The 17,432-nt window shown below is 71.2% G+C and carries 14 protein-coding genes; 9 read left to right on the top strand and 5 right to left on the bottom strand.

Annotated features, from left to right (window positions below):
* Positions 1-69: 69 nt before the first annotated feature.
* The 4 genes from AB0B68_RS15600 to AB0B68_RS15585 all read left to right on the top strand — a co-directional run bounded on the left by AB0B68_RS15600 (position 70) and on the right by AB0B68_RS15585 (position 5,027).
* The gene (locus AB0B68_RS15600) at positions 70-543 is read left to right on the top strand and encodes an NfeD family protein (protein ID WP_355009697.1); all 474 of its coding nucleotides are present in this window, start codon (positions 70-72) and stop codon (positions 541-543) included.
* Between the two features lie 4 nt (positions 544-547).
* Positions 548-1,654, top strand: a complete 1,107-nt coding sequence (locus AB0B68_RS15595) for an SPFH domain-containing protein (RefSeq protein ID WP_357194402.1) — start codon at positions 548-550, stop codon at positions 1,652-1,654.
* A gap of 152 nt (positions 1,655-1,806) precedes the next feature.
* Positions 1,807-2,574, top strand: a complete 768-nt coding sequence (locus AB0B68_RS15590) for a hypothetical protein (RefSeq protein WP_357260483.1) — start codon at positions 1,807-1,809, stop codon at positions 2,572-2,574.
* Between the two features lie 254 nt (positions 2,575-2,828).
* On the top strand, positions 2,829-5,027 hold the full coding sequence (locus tag AB0B68_RS15585) for a transglycosylase domain-containing protein (RefSeq protein ID WP_357194396.1): 2,199 nt from the start codon (positions 2,829-2,831) through the stop codon (positions 5,025-5,027).
* Positions 5,028-5,110: 83 nt separating this feature from the next.
* Here the strand turns inward: AB0B68_RS15585 and AB0B68_RS15580 are convergent, their stop codons facing one another.
* Positions 5,111-6,958 (bottom strand): thiamine pyrophosphate-requiring protein, encoded by a 1,848-nt coding sequence (locus tag AB0B68_RS15580; RefSeq protein ID WP_357194393.1) that lies wholly within the window; start codon positions 6,956-6,958, stop codon positions 5,111-5,113.
* A 91-nt stretch (positions 6,959-7,049) separates the two neighbouring features.
* Here AB0B68_RS15580 and AB0B68_RS15575 point away from each other — a divergent pair, with 91 nt between their 5' ends.
* The 3 genes from AB0B68_RS15575 (at position 7,050) to AB0B68_RS15565 (ending at position 11,293) form a co-directional block, all read left to right on the top strand.
* Entirely contained in the window at positions 7,050-7,898 is an 849-nt protein-coding gene (locus AB0B68_RS15575; protein ID WP_357194469.1) for an RNA methyltransferase, read from the top strand.
* A 47-nt stretch (positions 7,899-7,945) separates the two neighbouring features.
* The gene (argG, locus tag AB0B68_RS15570; protein WP_357194390.1) at positions 7,946-9,397 is read left to right on the top strand and encodes an argininosuccinate synthase; all 1,452 of its coding nucleotides are present in this window, start codon (positions 7,946-7,948) and stop codon (positions 9,395-9,397) included.
* 96 nt (positions 9,398-9,493) lie between these two features.
* Positions 9,494-11,293 carry a PucR family transcriptional regulator ligand-binding domain-containing protein gene (locus AB0B68_RS15565; RefSeq protein ID WP_357260480.1) on the top strand — a complete coding sequence of 600 codons (1,800 nt, stop codon included), beginning with the start codon at positions 9,494-9,496 and terminating at the stop codon, positions 11,291-11,293.
* Positions 11,294-11,443: 150 nt separating this feature from the next.
* Here the strand turns inward: AB0B68_RS15565 and AB0B68_RS15560 are convergent, their stop codons facing one another.
* Complete coding sequence (locus tag AB0B68_RS15560; RefSeq protein ID WP_357194384.1) at positions 11,444-12,796, bottom strand: hypothetical protein; 1,353 nt, start codon at positions 12,794-12,796, stop codon at positions 11,444-11,446.
* Positions 12,797-12,878: 82 nt separating this feature from the next.
* On the opposite strand from AB0B68_RS15560, the gene murD reads away from it, so the two are divergent.
* Positions 12,879-14,225: a UDP-N-acetylmuramoyl-L-alanine--D-glutamate ligase gene (gene murD, locus AB0B68_RS15555; protein ID WP_357194381.1), complete on the top strand. Its 1,347-nt coding sequence runs from the start codon at positions 12,879-12,881 to the stop codon at positions 14,223-14,225.
* A gap of 1 nt (position 14,226) precedes the next feature.
* On the opposite strand, the gene AB0B68_RS15550 is transcribed toward murD, so the two are convergent.
* From AB0B68_RS15550 to AB0B68_RS15540, 3 genes are all read right to left on the bottom strand, one after another.
* Complete coding sequence (locus AB0B68_RS15550; RefSeq protein WP_357260477.1) at positions 14,227-14,736, bottom strand: DUF6114 domain-containing protein; 510 nt, start codon at positions 14,734-14,736, stop codon at positions 14,227-14,229.
* A 1-nt stretch (position 14,737) separates the two neighbouring features.
* Complete coding sequence (locus AB0B68_RS15545; RefSeq protein ID WP_357194378.1) at positions 14,738-15,367, bottom strand: DUF6230 family protein; 630 nt, start codon at positions 15,365-15,367, stop codon at positions 14,738-14,740.
* A gap of 185 nt (positions 15,368-15,552) precedes the next feature.
* Positions 15,553-16,290: a TetR/AcrR family transcriptional regulator gene (locus tag AB0B68_RS15540; RefSeq protein ID WP_357260474.1), complete on the bottom strand. Its 738-nt coding sequence runs from the start codon at positions 16,288-16,290 to the stop codon at positions 15,553-15,555.
* 412 nt (positions 16,291-16,702) lie between these two features.
* Between AB0B68_RS15540 and AB0B68_RS15535 the strand changes: the two genes are divergently transcribed.
* Entirely contained in the window at positions 16,703-17,386 is a 684-nt protein-coding gene (locus tag AB0B68_RS15535) for a Tat pathway signal sequence domain protein (RefSeq protein ID WP_357194372.1), read from the top strand.
* The last annotated feature ends 46 nt before the right edge of the window (positions 17,387-17,432 follow it).

Here is a 17,432-nt window from a genome sequence, read left to right as displayed (position 1 = left end):
GCTCGTGTCGCCGAGCCTACTGATGATCACGGGTGGGCTGCTCGTGCATTAACGTGTCACCCTTGCGGTGTGGACGCCGTGGTGTGGATCGTTTTGGGTGTGGTGCTGGCCGTCGCCGAGATTTTCACGACGACGCTATTTCTGATCATGTTCGGGGTCGGTGCGTTCGCCGCCGCCGGCGCGGCCGCACTGGGTGCGCCGGTCGCGGTGCAGGCACTGGTGTTCGCTGTGGTGTCGGCGTTGAGCCTGGTGGTGGTCCGACCGGTCATCCGGCGGCACAGCCGCTCCGCGCTGGAGAGCGGCGAGCAGCCGTTCGGCGTGGAGGCGATCGAGGGCTCCACGGCACTGGTGTTGGAACGGGTGGACGCCGAGCACGGTCTGGTCAAGATCGACGGTGAGTTGTGGACCGCCCGGTCGTACGACACGACGCAGACTTTCGAGCCCGGTGAACGGGTTCGGGTGATAAAGGTCCGGGGCGCGACAGCCCTGGTGTGGCAGGACGATGTTTCTTCCGCCGGCGAGTTGCCGGAAGCGAGAGGGTGAACCGATGACGGTCATAGGTGTGCTGATCATCGCGGTGGCGTTGATCGCCGTGATAACGCTGGCCAAGGCGGTGCGGATCGTGCCGCAGCAGCGCCAGGACGTGGTGGAACGGCTCGGCAAGTACAAGCGCACCCTCAACCCCGGCCTCAACCTGCTGGTGCCGTTCATCGACGCGGTGCGTACCAAGGTCGACATGCGGGAGCAGGTGGTCAGCTTCCCGCCGCAGCCGGTGATCACCTCGGACAACCTGGTGGTCTCGATCGACACCGTTCTCTACTTCAAGGTGGTCGACTCGGTTCGGGCGACCTACGAGATCTCCAGCTTCCTTCAGGCCATCGAGCAGTTGACCGTCACCACGCTGCGTAACGTGATCGGCTCGCTCGATCTGGAGCGGGCGCTCACCAGCCGGGACGAGATCAACAGGCACCTCTCGGGCGTGCTGGACGAGACCACCGGCCGCTGGGGCATCAAGGTGACCCGGGTCGAGATCAAGGCGATCGAGCCGCCGGCCAGCATCCGCGACTCCATGGAGAAGCAGATGCGCGCCGAGCGGGACCGCCGCGCGGCGATCCTGACCGCCGAGGGCCACAAGCAGTCGGTGATCCTCACCGCCGAGGGTGACAAGCAGTCGGCGGTGCTGCGCGCGGACGGTGACCGGCAGGCCCGGATCCTGCAGGCCGAGGGCCAGGCGAAGGCGATTCGGACGGTCTTCGACGCGATCCACCAGGCGAACCCGAGCCAGAAGGTGCTCGCCTACCAGTACCTGCAGGCCCTGCCGCAGATCGCCCAGGGCAGCGCCAACAAGGTCTGGATCGTCCCGGCCGAGCTGACCAAGGCCCTGGAGGGCATGGGTGGCGCGCTGGGCGGGCTGAGCCAGATGGTGGGGGACCTGCCCGCACCGGAGGCAGCCGAACACGCGAGCCAGGTCGAGCGGGAGGCTGCGGCGGCGGCGCAGGCGGCGGCGGACGCTGCCCAGCAGATCCACGACGAGGTACGCGTCGCCGAGGCGCAGGCCACCGGCAGCAAGGGGCCGCAAGGGCTGCCCGCGCCGGAGCCGGTGTCCCCGACCAGCCTCGTCGAGGACCCGGCCGACCAGCGCGAGCGCGGCTGATCCGATACGCCGGCCGCTCGGTCGGCTAAATACGAAAAAGACTCATGGGGCGCTCCGACGCCTGCCACGATCGGTCCTAGGACGGGTGGTGACCAGGCAATCGGGGCGCCCCGGCGCGTCGGTGCACCGCTCGACGACGAGCGAGGTGACGCATGAAGGATCCGGCGAAGCGGATGTGGTCCTCGGCCCCGGTGCCCGGCGCGCACGACCCGGTCGCCCCGCTGGGCTCCCGGCGCAGCGGTGGTGGGTTCGGCGTACTGCCCTTCGTCGGCGAGCCGACCCCGGGCGCCCCCGCCACGAACGCCACCTGGGCCTGGTCGATACGTCGGTTCGCGCGGGCGGCGGTCTGGCTGCTGCCCGCGTACGCCATCCTCTACGGCGCGGTGGCGATGGCCAGCGACGGAGGGGTGGGCAACGACCCCTATCCGGCCGACGGCCGGGCGGTCTACCTGATCGGCTGGGTGGCCGCGGTCTGGCTCGGCCTGCTCGCGCTGCTGGCGCTCACCGGGCTGCTGGCCGCGACCCGCAGCCGCCGGGTGGCCGCGGCCGGGTTGCTGGTCAGCATCGCCGGCACCGTGCTGATGCTGCCGTTCGCCGGGTTCGAGGAGCAGACGCCCGTCTTCGGTGCCACCGCGCGGTCGCTGGTCCTGCTCGGCGCTACGTTCTACAGCGCGGGCTGGTTCCTCACCGGGTGGGCGGTGGCCCGCTCGGGCACCTTCAGCCTCGGCGACGGCGTCATGCTGATCATCGCCGCGCCGCTGCTCGGCCTCGGTGGTGCCCTGATCGGCTCGTTGCAGACCTTCGGCGCGATCTTCGTGCTGATCGCCGGCATCGGCATCGGCTACCGCTCCGGCCGCCTGATGCCCCGCGAAACCGCCAGAGACGCCGCCAGCGCCAGCCTGAGCACCCCAAACCCCTAACCCCACCCCACCCCGGGGTCCCACCTCCCGCCTCCCGCCCGCCGCCCCGCGCCGGTTGCCCCGCGCCCGTTGATCATGAAGTTGTTGCGTGCGACCTCGGCGTGTCCTGGCAATAACTTCATGATCAACCAGGGTGGGGCGGGGTGCGGGGTGGGGGCGGGGACAGGGGATTGGCTGGTGGGGGGCCGTGAAGTTGCTGACAATCCGGCTGTGGGGGTGGTCGGTTGGCGGCTTTCGTGGCAATCCTGGGGAGCATGGCCGCCCCTCGCTCGCCGCTGTCGCGGCTGTTCACAGTGCTGCTCGCCGGCGTGTTGGCCGGGCTCGTCCTGGCAGTCGCCGCACTGCCGGGCAACCTGCTGCTCGGGCTCACCGCCCGCTCCGCGCTCGGGTCGTACGCCGCGTTGCCGGCCTCGCTGAAGACCCCGGCCACGCCGCAGCGTTCGTACCTCTACGCCAACGACGGCAAGACGCTGATCACCACGTTCTACGACGTGAACCGCACCGATGTACCCCTGTCGGAGATCGCTCCGGTCATGCGGCAGGCAATCGTGGCGGCCGAGGACCGGCGCTTCTACGACCATGGTGGTGCGGACCTGCGCGGCCTGGCCCGGGCGCTGGTGGCCAACGTCAAGGGTGGCGGCACCGAGCAGGGCGGCTCGACGCTGACCATGCAGTACGTCCGTAACGTGCTCAAGACCGACCCCACCCGCACCGCCGAGGAGCGCGCCGCCGCCACCGATCCCACAGTGGGCCGCAAGATCCAGGAGATCCGGTACGCGAGCGCGCTGGACAAGAGCCTCGGCAAGGACGAGATCCTCGACCGGTACCTGAACATCGCCTACTTCGGTTCCGGCGCGTACGGGATCGCGGCGGCCAGCCAGCGGTACTTCGGCAAGCCTCCGGCGCAGTTGACCCTCGCCGAGTCGGCTCTGTTGGCCGGTCTGGTGCAGTCCCCGGACGCCTACAGCCCGATCAGCGGCGACAAGGACGAGGCGCTGACCCGCCGGTCGTACGTGCTGGACTCGATGGTCGCCACCAACGCGATCACCGCAGCGCAGGCCGCCCAGGCCAAGGCCGAGCCGCTGGCCCTGCGCCCCACCGCCCAGCCCAACGGCTGTACCGCCGTCTCCCAGGGCCACGACGACTGGGGCTACTTCTGCGACTACCTGCGCCAGTGGTGGCTGACCCAGCCGGCCTTCGGGGCGACCGTCGCGGAGCGTGAGCAGGCACTGCGTTCGGGCGGCTACACCGTGGTCACCTCGCTGGACCCGAAGATCCAGGCCACCGCGCAACAGCAGGCCACAAAGGTCTACGGGTACGACAACAAGCGCGCCCTGCCGATCGCGGCGGTCCAGCCCGGGACCGGGCGGGTGTTGGCGATGGCGGTCAACAGGCACTACAGCCTCGCCGACAACCCGGCCGGGCAGGCGAACTACCCGAACACCGTCAACCCGTTGATCTCCGGCGGAGCCAGCGTCGACGGATACCAGGCGGGTTCCACGTTCAAGATGTTCACCATGCTCGCCGCGCTGGAGTCGGGCCGTACCCTCTCCACCGGTTTCGACGCGCCCGCCAAGCTGCCCACCCGGTACCCCGCCGAGGGGTCGGGCAGCTGTGACGGTCACTGGTGCCCGGCGAACGCCAACCCGGACTGGATGGACGGGTACCGGATGATGTGGGACGGCTTCGGCCGCTCGGTGAACACCTACTTCGTCTGGCTGGCCGAGCAGGTCGGCCAGGACAAGGTGGTCCAGATGGCGCAGCGGCTCGGCATCACGTTCCGCGCCGACTCGGACGCCAACTTCGCCAAGAACAACGCCGCGAACTGGGGCTCGTTCACTCTGGGAGTGGCGGCCACCACCCCGCTCGACCTGGCCAACGCGTACGCGACGGTGGCCGCCGAGGGCACCTACTGCACGCCGGTGCCGGTGGTCTCGGTGACTGGCGCGGACGGCACGAAGGTGCCGGTGGGGCAGCCGTCCTGCAAGCGGGTGCTCGACGCCGACGTCGCCCGTGCCGCGACCGACGCGGCGCGCTGCCCGGTGGGTCAGCAGTCGGCGTTCGGGCAGTGCAACGGCGGCACCGCCACCGGTGTGAACGGCATCCTCGACGGCCGACCGGTGGCTGGTAAGACGGGTAGCTCGGAGCAGAACTCCACCGAGACGTTCGTCGGCTTCACCCCGCAGGTCGCGGTGGCCGGTATCGCCGCGAACCCGGACGACCCGGCCGACTCGGTGGGGTCAGCGGTGCAGGCCAAGGTGATCGACGCGGTGGCCCGGGTCATCGCCACCGCAGTGAAGGGCCAACCGGAGAAGGCGTTCGTCGCACCGAGCCGTGAGCTGGCCGGCGACGCGCGCCGCCCGGTGGAGCGCCCCGCCGTCCCGGAGCGTCAGCAGGAGCCCACCCAGGACCCCCGCTCAGCCCTGCAACGCTGGCTCGACCGCCGCGGCTGACCACCCACCCCGCCCCGCCCGCCCGCCCCCGCCCGCCCCGCCCCGGGCCGGGCCGGGCGCGGGGCGCGGGGCGCGGGGTGGGGTTAGCGGTCTCGGCGGCGGGGGCGGTAGCTCGCGAGCGTCGACGGGAGGCCGCGGCGGATGATTCCGGCCCAGTCGGTGTCGCCGCGTAGCACCGCCGCGGCGGTCTTGCGGGCCTGCTCGACGGTGAAGTGCGGTGGCAGCATCAGCTCCGCCGGGTCGACCAGGGCGTTGATCACCACCGGCCGGTCGGCGGTGAGCGCCCGGTCCCAGACGTCGCGCACCTGATCCGGTGAGTCGATCAACTCGCCGTGCAGCCCGAGCACCTCCGCCCACTGGTGGTAGGCGATGTCCGGCAACTGCTGGCTGTCCGGGAACATCGGCGTCCCCTCGGTGGAGCGCTGTTCCCAGCTGACGAACGCCAGATCCCGGTTGTTGAGGACCAGCACCACGAAGCGCGGGTCGGCCCAGCTGCGCCAGTACTTCGCCACGGTGATCAGCTCGTTGACGCCGTTCATCTGCATGGCGCCGTCACCGATCAGCGCGACCAGCGGCCGGTCCGGGTGGGCGAACTTGGCGCTCAGCGCGTACGGCATGGCGCCGCCCATGGACAGCAGCGTGCCGGAGAGGCTGGCCAGCATGCCGGGGCGTACCTGGATGTGTCGGGCGTACCAGGCGGTGGTGGTGCCGCAGTCGACGGCGAGCAGCACGTCGTCGGGCAGCCGTTCGTTCAGGGTGTGGAAGAGCAACTGCGGGTTGACCGGGTCGGCGGCCTGTTCGGCCAGGTCGTGTTGCACCCGACGCCACGCCGAGGTGGCCTCGGTGACCTCCGTCCGCCAGGCGGTCGGTCCGGGGCCGGGGCCCAGCTCGTTCAGCAGGGCCCGCAGCGTGGGGCGGGCGTCGCCGGTCAGGTTCACCTCCGTCGGGTAGCGCAGCCCGAGCTGGGTGCCGTCCAGGTCGATCTGGACCGCGCGGGCCTGCCCGGGTCGCGGGTAGAACTCCGAGTACGGCATGTTGCTGCCCACGATCAGCAGCCGGTCGCAGCCGCTCATCAGCTGCCAGCTCGGTCGGGTGCCGAGCAGCCCGATCGCGCCGGTCACCCACGGCTCGCGATGGTCGACGGCGGTGAAGCCGAGCAGTGCGGTGGCCACGCCGGCCCCGAGCCGATCAGCGATCTCGCGGACCTCGTCGCGTGCGCCGAGGGCACCCTGGCCGACCAGCATGGCCACCCGCTGCCCGCCGCGCAGGACCTCGGCCGCCCGGCGTACGTCCGCCTCCGGTGGCACCGTCGGCGTGCTGCTCGGCGCGTTGCTGGTCTGGTAGTAGCCGTGCGCGTGGGGCGGGTTCGGGACAGCCGGCTCGTCCTGGATGTCGAGAGGCAGGATCAGGGCGGTGACGGTACGCCGGGCCAGCGCCGTGCGGCACGCCCGGTCGACCAGGTGACGTACCTGTGCGGGGTTGTCGAGTTGGGCCAGGAACGCTGCCGCCACGTCCTTGTAGAGGGCGAGCAGGTCGACCTCCTGGTAGTAGCCGCCGCCCTCGGCGGTGGTCGCGGTGTGCCCGACCAGGGCGATCACCGGTTGGTGGTCGAGCTTCGCGTCGTACAGGCCATTGAGTAGATGGATGGCGCCCGGCCCGCTGGTGACCAGAGCGCAGCCCAGCGGACCGCCGCCGTACTTGACGTGCGCGGAGGCGGCGAAGCCGGCGGTCTCCTCGTGGCGGACCTGGATGAACTGGGCTCGTCCGTTCGTGCGTTGCAGCGCGGAGGTGAGGCCGTTGATGCCGTCGCCGGGGTAGCCGAAGTAGCGGTGCACGCCCCAGCTGAACAGTCGCGACACGATGTGGTCCGCGACGGTCGGACGCCGGGGCAGGGCACCCGCTTCGCCCGGGGTGGTGTCGGCTGCGCTCACCTGGCTGGTCCTTCCCGTCACGTCCGTTGTCTGCCGGTCATTCCCCTTCTTCTTCGGACAAAACGCCTCGTCGGGCGGGCCTCGGAGCGCGCTGCTCCGCGTCCGGCAGAATCGTCGGGTGCCCGTCCACCAGATCACCGACCCCGACGACGACCGGATCGCCGACTACCGGGCGCTCACCGACGTCGAGCTGCGCACCCGTTGGGAACCACCGCACGGCCTGTTCATCGCCGAGGGGGAGCTGGTGCTGCGCCGGGCGCTGCGCGCGGGCTACCCGGCCCGGTCGTACCTGGTCGACGCCAAGCGGGCCGACCAGCTCGCCGACCTGGACACCGGCGACGCCCCGGTCTACGCCGCGACCCAGGATGTGCTGCAACGGGCCACCGGTTTCCACGTACACCGGGGGGTGCTGGCGTCGTTCCACCGCCGGCCGCTGCCGACGGCGGCCGAGGTGCTCGCCACCGCGCGCCGGGTCGTCGTCCTGGAGGACGTGAACAACCACACCAACCTGGGCGCGATCTTCCGGGGCGCCGCCGCGCTCGGTGTCGACGCGGTGCTGCTGTCGCCGACCTGCGCCGACCCGCTCTACCGGCGCAGCGTCCGGGTCAGCATGGGTGAGGTCTTCGCCATGCCGTACGCGAAACTCGACCGCTGGCCGGAGGGTCTGGACCAGGTGCGAGAGGCCGGCTTCACGGTGCTCGCGATGACGCCCGCGCCGGACGCCGTACCGATGCAGCGGTTGACCCCGGCGCAGCGTGAGCGGGCCGCGTTGCTGCTCGGCGCCGAGGGGCCGGGCCTCACCGCGGCGGCGCAGGCCGCCAGCGACGTGCGGGTGGTCCTTCCGATGCGGCGCGGCGTGGACTCGTTGAACGTCGCCGCCGCGGCGGCCGTCGCGTTCTGGGAGCTGGGGCGCGACGACGCGCCGGTCGACGGCGGGTAGACCACATCGGCTTGCATGGCCATGCGTTCTATTGCATAATTTTCCCCGTGTCCAAGGTTCTCACCTCCCTGCCCACCGGCGAACGTGTCGGCATCGCCTTCTCCGGCGGCCTCGACACCTCGGTCGCGGTCGCGTGGATGCGCGACAAGGGCGCCATTCCCTGCGCCTACACCGCCGACATCGGCCAGTACGACGAGCCCGACATCGCCTCGGTGCCCGGTCGTGCGCTCAGCTACGGCGCCGAGCTCGGCCGCCTGGTCGACTGCCGCGCCGCCCTGGTCGAGGAGGGCCTCGCCGCGTTGACCTGCGGCGCCTTCCACATCCGCACCGGCGGTCGGGCCTACTTCAACACCACCCCGCTGGGTCGCGCCGTGACCGGCACCCTGCTGGTGCGGGCGATGGTCGCCGACGACGTGCAGATCTGGGGCGACGGCTCGACCTTCAAGGGCAACGACATCGAGCGGTTCTACCGGTACGGCCTGCTGGCCAACCCGATGCTGCGCATCTACAAGCCGTGGCTCGACACCGCCTTCGTCACCGAACTGGGTGGCCGTAAGGAGATGTCCGAGTGGCTGCTGGAGCGCGGCCTGCCCTACCGCGACAGCACCGAGAAGGCGTACTCGACCGACGCCAACATCTGGGGCGCCACGCACGAGGCGAAGACCCTGGAGCACCTCGACACCGGCATCGAGACGGTAAACCCGATCATGGGCGTCCGGTTCTGGGACCCGTCGGTGGAGATCCCGACCGAGGACGTCACGGTCGGTTTCGACCAGGGTCGCCCGGTCACGATCAACGGCAAGGAGTTCGGCAGCGCCGTCGACCTGGTGCTGGAGGCCAACGCCATCGGCGGCCGGCACGGCCTGGGCATGTCGGACCAGATCGAGAACCGGATCATCGAGGCCAAGAGCCGAGGCATCTACGAGGCGCCCGGGATGGCGCTGCTGCACTACGCGTACGAGCGGCTGGTGAACGCCATCCACAACGAGGACACCCTGGCGAACTACCACAACGAGGGTCGCCGCCTCGGTCGGCTGATGTACGAGGGCCGCTGGCTGGACCCGCAGGCGCTGATGCTCCGCGAGTCGTTGCAGCGGTGGGTCGGCACGGCGGTCACCGGCGAGGTGACGTTGCGGCTGCGCCGGGGCGAGGACTACTCGATCCTGGACACCACCGGCCCGTCGTTCAGCTACCACCCCGACAAGCTGTCCATGGAGCGCACCGAGGACTCGGCGTTCGGCCCGTCGGACCGGATCGGCCAGCTCACGATGCGCAACCTGGACATCGCCGACTCGCGGTCGAAGCTGGAGCAGTACGCCTCCCTCGGGCTGGTCGGCGGCGGAAACCCGCAGCGGATGATCGGGGCCGCGCAGGCCGCCTCCACCGGGTTGATCGGTGCGATGCCCGAGGGCGGCGCGGAAGCCATCGCGTCCCGGGGCGTCGCCTCGCCGGAGGACGCGGCCCTCGACCGCGCCGCGATGGAGTTCGGCGTCGACTGAGCCCTTCTACCACGCCGCCAGGCCGGGGCAGCCCACGCCGCCGCCCCGGCTCGCGTCGCCGGCCGCTGTTCGAGATCCGGCGTCACGGACGGTAGCGTGGCGGCCGTGTTCCCTACCGTCCGTGAGGTCCTCGCCCTGGGCCCGGTCCGCCACGGCGCGCCACGCGTCGTCGCCGGCGACGAGGGGCTGGACCGACCCGTCCGCTGGGTGCACGTCGCCGAGGTGCCGGACATCGCCACCCTGCTCGGCGGTGGCGAACTGGTGCTCACCACCGGCATCGGTCTGCCCGGGGACGACGCCGGGTTGCGGGCGTTCATCGGCGATCTCGCCGACGTCGGGGTCTCCGGGCTCGTCGTCGAGCTGGGCCGCCGGTACGTCAGCGGTGTGCCCCGGGTGATGGCCGCCGCCGCCGAGCGGCGTGGGCTGCCCCTGGTGGAGCTGCGCCGGGCCACCCCGTTCGTCCGGATCACCGAGGCGGTGCACGCGCTGATCGTCGACGCGCAGCTCACCGAGCTGCGTGCCACCGAGGAGATCCACCAGCGGTTCAACGACCTGTCCGTGGAGGGCGCCGACGCCGCCGAGGTGATCCGACAGGCCGCCGAGCTGTCCGGCTGCCCGGTGGTGCTGGAGAACCTGTCCCGGCAGGTGCTCGGGTACGACCCGGCGGGGGAGAGCGCAGAGCTGCTGCTGGACGGCTGGGAGCAGCACTCCCGGCGGATCCGCCCGGCCGGGCGGACCGCGTACGACCCGGACAGCGGCTGGCTGGTGACCACCGTCGGCGCCCGGGGCCAGGACTGGGGTCGGCTGCTGCTGCGCTGGCCGGCCAGCGGCGACGTGCCCAGCGCCCAGGCCGTCGAACCGAGCGTGGGCTCGCCCACCCGGCTCACCATCCTGATCGAGCGGGCTGCGTCCACGCTCGCGCTGGGCCGGCTGATCCGCCGCGACGCCGAGGGCCTGGAACGGCAGATCCACCGCACCCTGCTCACCGCGCTGCTCGACCACTCCCGCCCGGTGGACGAGGTGGGACTGCGGGCCAAGGCGCTCGGCGTGGTGCTCGACCGGCGGCACCTGGTCGGCGTGATGGTCCGGCACCGCGCCGACGACCCCGCCGGGGAAGTCGGCCCCGAGGCCGGCCAGGCCCGGCTACGTGATCTCTCCGAGGCCGTCGGCCAGGCCCTGCGGGAGGCGAAGCTGACCGCGCTGACCAGCGCCGTCGACGACAACTCGGTGGGCGCGCTGCTGGCCCTGCCGGACCCGGCCGCCGAGGACCGCGCGCTGTCCGCGTTCGCCAGCGCCCTTCGTCAGGTACGCCTCGACGCCGGCGCCGGCCGGACGGGACCCGGCGTCGACATGTCCCGCTCCTCCTCCGGCGCGGAGCCGTCCCGCGTGGCTCCCGGTGTCGAGGCCGCTCGGGTGGGTGTCGAGGGGGCCCGGGGTGCTGGTCCGGGTGCCGTGATCGTGGCCGCTGGGTCCGGGGTGAGCACCCTGCGGGAGGCCCGCCGGTCGCTCGTGGAGGCACGGCAGGTCGCCGAGGCGGCCCGACGGGACCGGCGTGACCTGCCGATCTTCCGGCTCCCGCACGTCGGGCTGGCCGGTCTGCTGCACCTGCTGCGCGACGAGCCCCGCCTCCAGACGTTCGTGGAACGCGAACTCGGCGCCCTGCTGGAGTACGACGCCCGGCACCCGAGGGAGCGGCTGCTGGACACCCTGCGCGCCTACCTGGAGCAGGGGCGCAACAAGTCCGCAGCCGCTGCCGCCGCCCACCTGTCCCGACCGGCCTTCTACGAACGCCTGGCCCGCATCGCCCGCGTCCTCGACGTGGACCTCGACTCGGTAGAGGCCGCCCTCTCCCTACACGTGGCCCTGCTAGCCCTGGACGCAGTCCGAACCCCGTAATACGCCGCGCCCTCCCCTCCCACGCCGCGATCTTGCACTTTCTGTTGGGACAAAGCCTCGTAAAGGCGGCATATCGACAACACAAAGTGCAAGATCGGCGGGGACGGAGGGGTGCGGGGGCGTGCGGGGTGCCGGGGGTGGGGTTAGGGGTTAGGTTGCTAGGGCGTTTAGGGCTTTTGCGTAGGTCGGGGGGATGTGGTTGGGGCCGCCGGGGGTGAAGACGTCCGAGTGGGCCACCGAGGACCAGGCCGTCTCCGGGACGGCGTCGACGAGGGCCTGGATCACCGGGGCGTCGCGCCACTGCTCCTGCTCGGCGAGCAGGCCGAGGGCCACCACCGACTCCTCGACCTCACCGACGCACTCGAACGGCTTGTGCCCGTCCACGCCCAGCAACTCGCGGTAGCCGGGGATCTGCGACTCGTCGGCCAGCAGGTCGCCGCCGAAGATGTGGGTGACCCGCTCCCGCGGCATGAACGGCGCCATGGCCAGGAAGACGAAGCGACACTTCGGGCAGTCCCGGCACCAGCGCTCGCTCGCGTCGCGCAGCTTGAACGCCTGGTTGCAGCTGGTCACCACGTCGTCGTACCGGGTGAACTCGGCGAACAGCCGGGCGATGTGCAGCTCGGACAGCGAACGCAGCAGGGAGAAGTACGGGTCGGTCAGGCCGGCGTGCTCGGCCAGCGACGCCCGCAGCAGCCCTTCCGCCTCGACGCCCTTGGACCACTGGTGGTTGATCTCGTGGCCGTTCCAGACCAGGTTCGGGTCGGACGCCGAACGCTCGTTGGACATCACCACCGGGCCCAGCCCGTGCAGGACGGCGGTGGCCACCGCGATCAGGGAGTTGATGGCGGTGACCGGGATGTGCCCGTTCAGCGCGCCGGCGGCGTTCAGGTCGAACAGCACCGGGTCGATGCGCCGCCGGGCAGCGAGGGGAACCAGCCCGGACGCCTCGTTGACGGCGACGATCACGTGGTTCGGGTTGACCGAGAATGGCACCGGGTCCAGTTCGGCGCGGCGCAGCGCCTCCAGGCTGACGATCGAGTCCTTACCGCCGCCGACTGCCGAGAGCGGGCGACGGTCCGAGTCGTCGTACACCCGGGCCGGCGTCACCACACCGGTTGGCACTTCGGGGCGCAGGTCGAGCACGTGCGGCAGTTGGTTGCGGTACGCGTACTCGGCGAGGCCCCTGGTGTAGACGGCCGTGACGTAGTCGACGGTGGCCGCGCCCAACGGCGTCGGCAGCACGAGCCGGGGCGGCGCGGCGGCCTTGTAGTAGCTGACCCCGGCGACGAGGTGGAGCACCTCCAGCACCCGGTTGAGGGTCGCCACCGTCTCGTCGGAGGGCGGTTCCGCCGGCAGCGGGAGCGTGATCACCTCGGTGAACCGCTGCTCGCCGGCCGGGCCGGTCAGGGCGTAGTCGAACAACACCTCGCCGGTGGCGAAGTCGATCGAGTAGGACGGGAAGGTGAAGGCGTCCATCCGCCGGAGCTGCTCGTTGGGCACACGCCATACTAGGCCCTGGTTCGTCCGGCCGTGTCCGGACCGGGCCCTGCCAGCCGCCGCCGTGACCCCCGAGGAGACACCAGTGCGCCTGTCTGACCTGCGCGGACGTACCGTCGCCGTCTGGGGCGCCGGTCGGGAGGGCCGGGCCGCTGTGACAGCGATCGCCGCCCACGGCCCGGCCGACCTGGTCGCCGTGGACGACAGCGCGAACTTCCTGTCGCTGCCGTGGGAAGGCCCCCTGGCCGAGGCGGCGCCGCTGGTCACCGGCGAGGCGGGCTTCGAACGGCTGGCCGCCGCCGACGTGGTGGTCCGGTCCCCGGGCGTGCCCCAGACCCACCCGTGGCTGGTCGAGCTGCGCCGCCGCGGGGTCATGGTGACCCAGGGCACCGCGTTGTGGATGGCCGACCACGCCGCGCGCACCGTCGGGGTCACCGGTAGCAAGGGCAAGAGCACCACCTCCAGCCTGATCAGTCACCTGCTCACCGCGATGGGGCGACCGAACGTCTTCGGCGGCAACATCGGCGTGCCGACCCTGGACCTGCCGGAGGCGGAGCTGTACGTGTTGGAGCTGTCCAGCTACCAGTGCAGCGACCTCACCGACTCGCCGCGGGTGGCGGTGGTCACCGCGCTCTTCCCCGAGCACCTGGACGCGCACGGCGGGGAGCGGGAGTACTACCGGGACAAGCTCAACCTGCTCGCCCACGACCCGCAGACGATCGTGGTCAACGGTGGCGATCCCCGGCTGGCGGCGGAGCTTGGTGAGCTGCCGGCGGTCCGCGCAGGAAGCCCCGACACCACCCACGTCGCCACCGGCTCCGACGGTACGCAGTGGTTCCACTTCGGTGACCAGCCGCTCTTCCCGCGCGCGGTGCTGCCGCTGGTCGGCCGGCACAACGAGGGCAACCTCTGCGTCGCGCTCGCGGTCCTTGACGCGCTCGGCGTGGACGTGGTGGCCGGTAAGGACCACCTCGCCATCGCGGTCGCCGAGTTCCAGGGGTTGGCCCACCGGCTCACCGAGATCACCGACCCGTCCGGGCTGACCTTCGTCGACGACACCCTCGCCACCAGCCCGTACGCGGCCATGCACGCCATCGACGCGTACGACGGGCGGCCGTTGACGGTGATCGTCGGCGGCAACGACCGGGGTCTGGACTACACGCCGTTGGCCGAGCACCTGGCCGAGCGGGAGCTGACCGTGATCGGGATTCCGGACAGCGGCACCCGGATCGTCGAGGTGCTCGCCGGCCTGCCGAAGGTGCGTACCGAACTGGTCGACGACCTGGTGGACGCGGTTCGGCTGTCCCGCGAGGTGACCCCGGCCGGCGGGGTGGTTCTGCTGTCCCCGGCCGCGCCCAGCTACGGCCGGTTCCGCAACTTCGAGCACCGCTCCGAGGTGTTCGCGCAGGCGGTCGCCGACACCGCCCGCTGACTCACCCCCGGTCGGCCGGGCTGGGGTCCGGTGACTGCATCCCTGGCAGCAGCATGGTGTCGGCGGCGTCCTCGTCCTCGGGCGGAGCGGGTGCCGCGGGTTCCGTTGGGGCCCGGGTGGGAGGGTGGTCCTTGTCCGGAGTCCAGGCGAAAGCGAGTGCTCCGCCGAGGAGAGCCAGCAGCATTCCGACCACGAAGCCGCCCAGGTTCGAGGTCAACCAGGAGACCAGCCCGAGCACCAGCGAGACCACGGCGTAGAAGACCCGCTGCTGCGGGGCGGTGATCAGCAGTACGCCGCAGATCACGAGGATGGTGGGTACCAGGTATGCGGCGAGCCCCTGCGGTCCGATGTGCAGCAGCACCCCGAGGGGCGCGCGCAGGGTCGCCAGCATCTCGGCGCCTCCGAGGGTGATCAGCACGGCGGCGCTGAATGGGCGGGCCCGCCGCCAGCGACGCCACCGCCCGCGGGACCCGCGGACGGCCGGCGCCGTTTGGTGTTGTTCGCTGCTCACGTCAGCACCCGTCGGGGGTGAACGCCATGCGCAGGTTGGGCAGGTTGAAGACGGCCGCGGTGGTGGCGTAGTTGTTCTGCCGCAGGTTCTTGATGATGATCGAGTCCGCCTGCTGGGAGAAGACGCCGGGGTTGCCCTTCACACCGGGCACCTTGTCCAGGGTGCTGGCGTCCTGCCCGATGTCGATGTTCGTGAAGGAGGCGTTGCCGGCGATCTCGTCGCCGTCGACCACCAGGGTCCGTGCGGTGACAGGTGTGTCGCCGCCGCCGGCGGTGATCTTCAGGAAGACGCCGCCGAGGTTGATGCTCTGGCAGAGGTTGCTCAGCTCCGCCCTGTCGATCGCCGAGACCATCACCAGGACCTGTCCGCCGGTGTCGCCCTGGTTGGGGCTGTCCGGGATCATCTGGTCGAGGGTGGCGAACTGCTCGAACCCGGTGCCGCTGAGACTGTCGGCGGTGACGGTGAACGGCATGCCCGAGATGGCGAACTGCGCGCCCAGCACGCCCTGGGCGGTGAGCATGATCATGCCAGCGGCGCCCGCCACGACGATGCCGAACGTGGCGGCGAACCGGCGCCAGCGCACGCCACTGCGCGGCGGGCCGGGTGCGATTGGTGTTGTTTCCTCCGACATGGCGGCTCCCCTTAAGATCAATCCATCGGCGACAATGGGAATTGCATCTCTGGCCCGCCCTTGTAGGGCGCAGAGCCGAAGTTACCGCCGAGTAAAGGGGAGGTCAACGGCATGTGGCGGCCATTTAGGCGGTATTTGTTAAATGCGGCCAAGGTGAAAAACCGCTGCGGTTTCCGACCGTGTGATCAGGAGTGGTGGGTCGGTGCGCATGGAGCGGTCGTACTCGGACCGTCGTCCGGCCTGATCGGCCGGGTCGCCTGAATCGCACCCTCGGTGCCCAGGAATGGTGCCATGGCCGCGTAGGTGAGCACCGGCAGCAGTTGCGGCAACTCCGCCGTCCGGCCCCGCGCCACACGGCCGCGGACGGTGGCGTAGATGCCGCCGACCACCGTGGACACCAGCTCGTCGCGGTCCACGTCGGCGAGCGCGGGCCCCGGGCCGGCGTCGGCGAAGAACCGGCGGAAGCTGTTGAGCAGCGCGTCGCGCTCGCGGCGGGCATCGGGGCCGGCGGCGTCGACCTCGACGAGCGCCATCCGGGCGAACGCCGGCACGCTCGCCAGCACCTCCAGCAGGGTGCGCAGCGCGGCGCGTGCCGCGTCCGGCCAGGTCGGGCCGGCCTCGCGGTAGGCGCTCTCCATCAGCTGTGACACCACGGCGATCCCGTGCCGGTACGCGGCGAGAAAGGCATCCTCCTTGCCGGTGAACAGGGCGTAGAAGGCTGGCCGGGTCACGCCGGCGGCGTGGCAGATGTCGCTGACCCGGGCGTTGCCGTAGCCCTTTGTCGCCACCTCGTGCACGAGCCCGTCGAAGAGGCGGTCGCGCTGGGTGGCGGCCACGACCTCTGCGGAGACCCGTCGCGGGCCGCGCTTGATCGCGCGGTCCGGGTCACGGCCCGGGCGTGCGCCCGGCAAGGGCGCCGGCACCGACTGAGGGTGGCTCTGCGTGGTCAACTCATTGACCCCCTTTGATTCGTTGACTTTGCGATCCTCCGGGGTTTATAACTTTCCTCACGCTCAGTTCGCTCCCCGTCACCTTTGGTGATCACCCCGGGTGGTCACCCCGACTCGTCGAAGGAGGGCTCGATGGCTGTCATTATCGCCGAACACGAACGCTCTCCCAATGCCGGAAAGGCGCAGGTGACGCGGCTACGCCGCAGTGCACCACGCCGACCCGCCCGCTGACCCGCGGCACCCCCCTCACCCGCGCCCTCGCCCGGCGCCTCCTCCACCACCACCGTCCACGTCGGACGGCCACAATCGCCGCCCGGCGTGCCCGCCCGGCGGTGACCGCCTGCGCGGTCCGCTCGTTCCCGTCCCACCACCGAAAGGAAGCACCATGCCCAGGTACGGAAAGATCGGCGGGGGCCTCGTCGCCCTCGCGCTGCTGACCGGTCTCGTAGCCGCCCCGCCAGCCTCCGCAGACCCGTCGGCCGCGCTCGCCGGCAACGTCCTGACCTATCCAACGGCCGGCGGCACCGCCGTGGCCGTCAACGACGTCATCCAGGCCAGCCTCAAGACCGGCACCAACGCCACCTTCTACAACTCCACGTCGGGCACCACCGGCATCAAGTGCGCCGCATCCGCCTTCAGCGCCAAGGTGCTCACCAACCCGACCGCCCCGGGCACCGCCACCGAGAGCCTCACCGCCCAGAGCTTCGGCACCTGCACCACAAACGTGTTCGGCACCACCGGAGTGCAGAGCATCGCCCTCAACAACCTGCCGTACGCCACCTCCGTCACCAGCGCCGGCGTCGTCAAGATCTCCGGCACCACGGCGGCGCCGGTCCAGAGCACCGTCGTGCTGAACTCGCTGCTCGGCGCGATCACCTGCGTCTACCGGACCAGCACCAACAGCCTCACCGGTGCGGCGGCCAACGCCACCAACTCGATCACCTTCGCCAACCAGCCGTTCACCAAGTTCTCCGGCCCGTCCCTCTGCTTCGGCACCGCGTACTTCTCGGCGACGTACTCGCCGGTGCGCGACAGCAGCAAGGGCAACGCCGCCGTCTACGTCAACTGACCACGTTCCACCGGGCCGGTGCGCGGCGACAGACCGTGCGCCGGCC

It is taken from the genome of Micromonospora sp. NPDC049049 (assembly GCF_040649115.1).
GTDB lineage: Bacteria > Actinomycetota > Actinomycetes > Mycobacteriales > Micromonosporaceae > Micromonospora.
Note: the sequence above shows the minus strand (reverse complement) of the source record. Positions and strands in the feature narration are given on the sequence as shown.

Coding starts and splice junctions, on each gene's coding strand:
- AB0B68_RS15595 (WP_357194402.1), top strand. CDS start 548: ATGACGGTCATAGGTGTGCTGATCATCGCGGTGGCGTTGATCGCCGTG.
- AB0B68_RS15590 (WP_357260483.1), top strand. CDS start 1,807: ATGAAGGATCCGGCGAAGCGGATGTGGTCCTCGGCCCCGGTGCCCGGC.
- AB0B68_RS15585 (WP_357194396.1), top strand. CDS start 2,829: ATGGCCGCCCCTCGCTCGCCGCTGTCGCGGCTGTTCACAGTGCTGCTC.
- AB0B68_RS15545 (WP_357194378.1), bottom strand. CDS start 15,367: ATGTCGGAGGAAACAACACCAATCGCACCCGGCCCGCCGCGCAGTGGC.
- AB0B68_RS15535 (WP_357194372.1), top strand. CDS start 16,703: ATGCCCAGGTACGGAAAGATCGGCGGGGGCCTCGTCGCCCTCGCGCTG.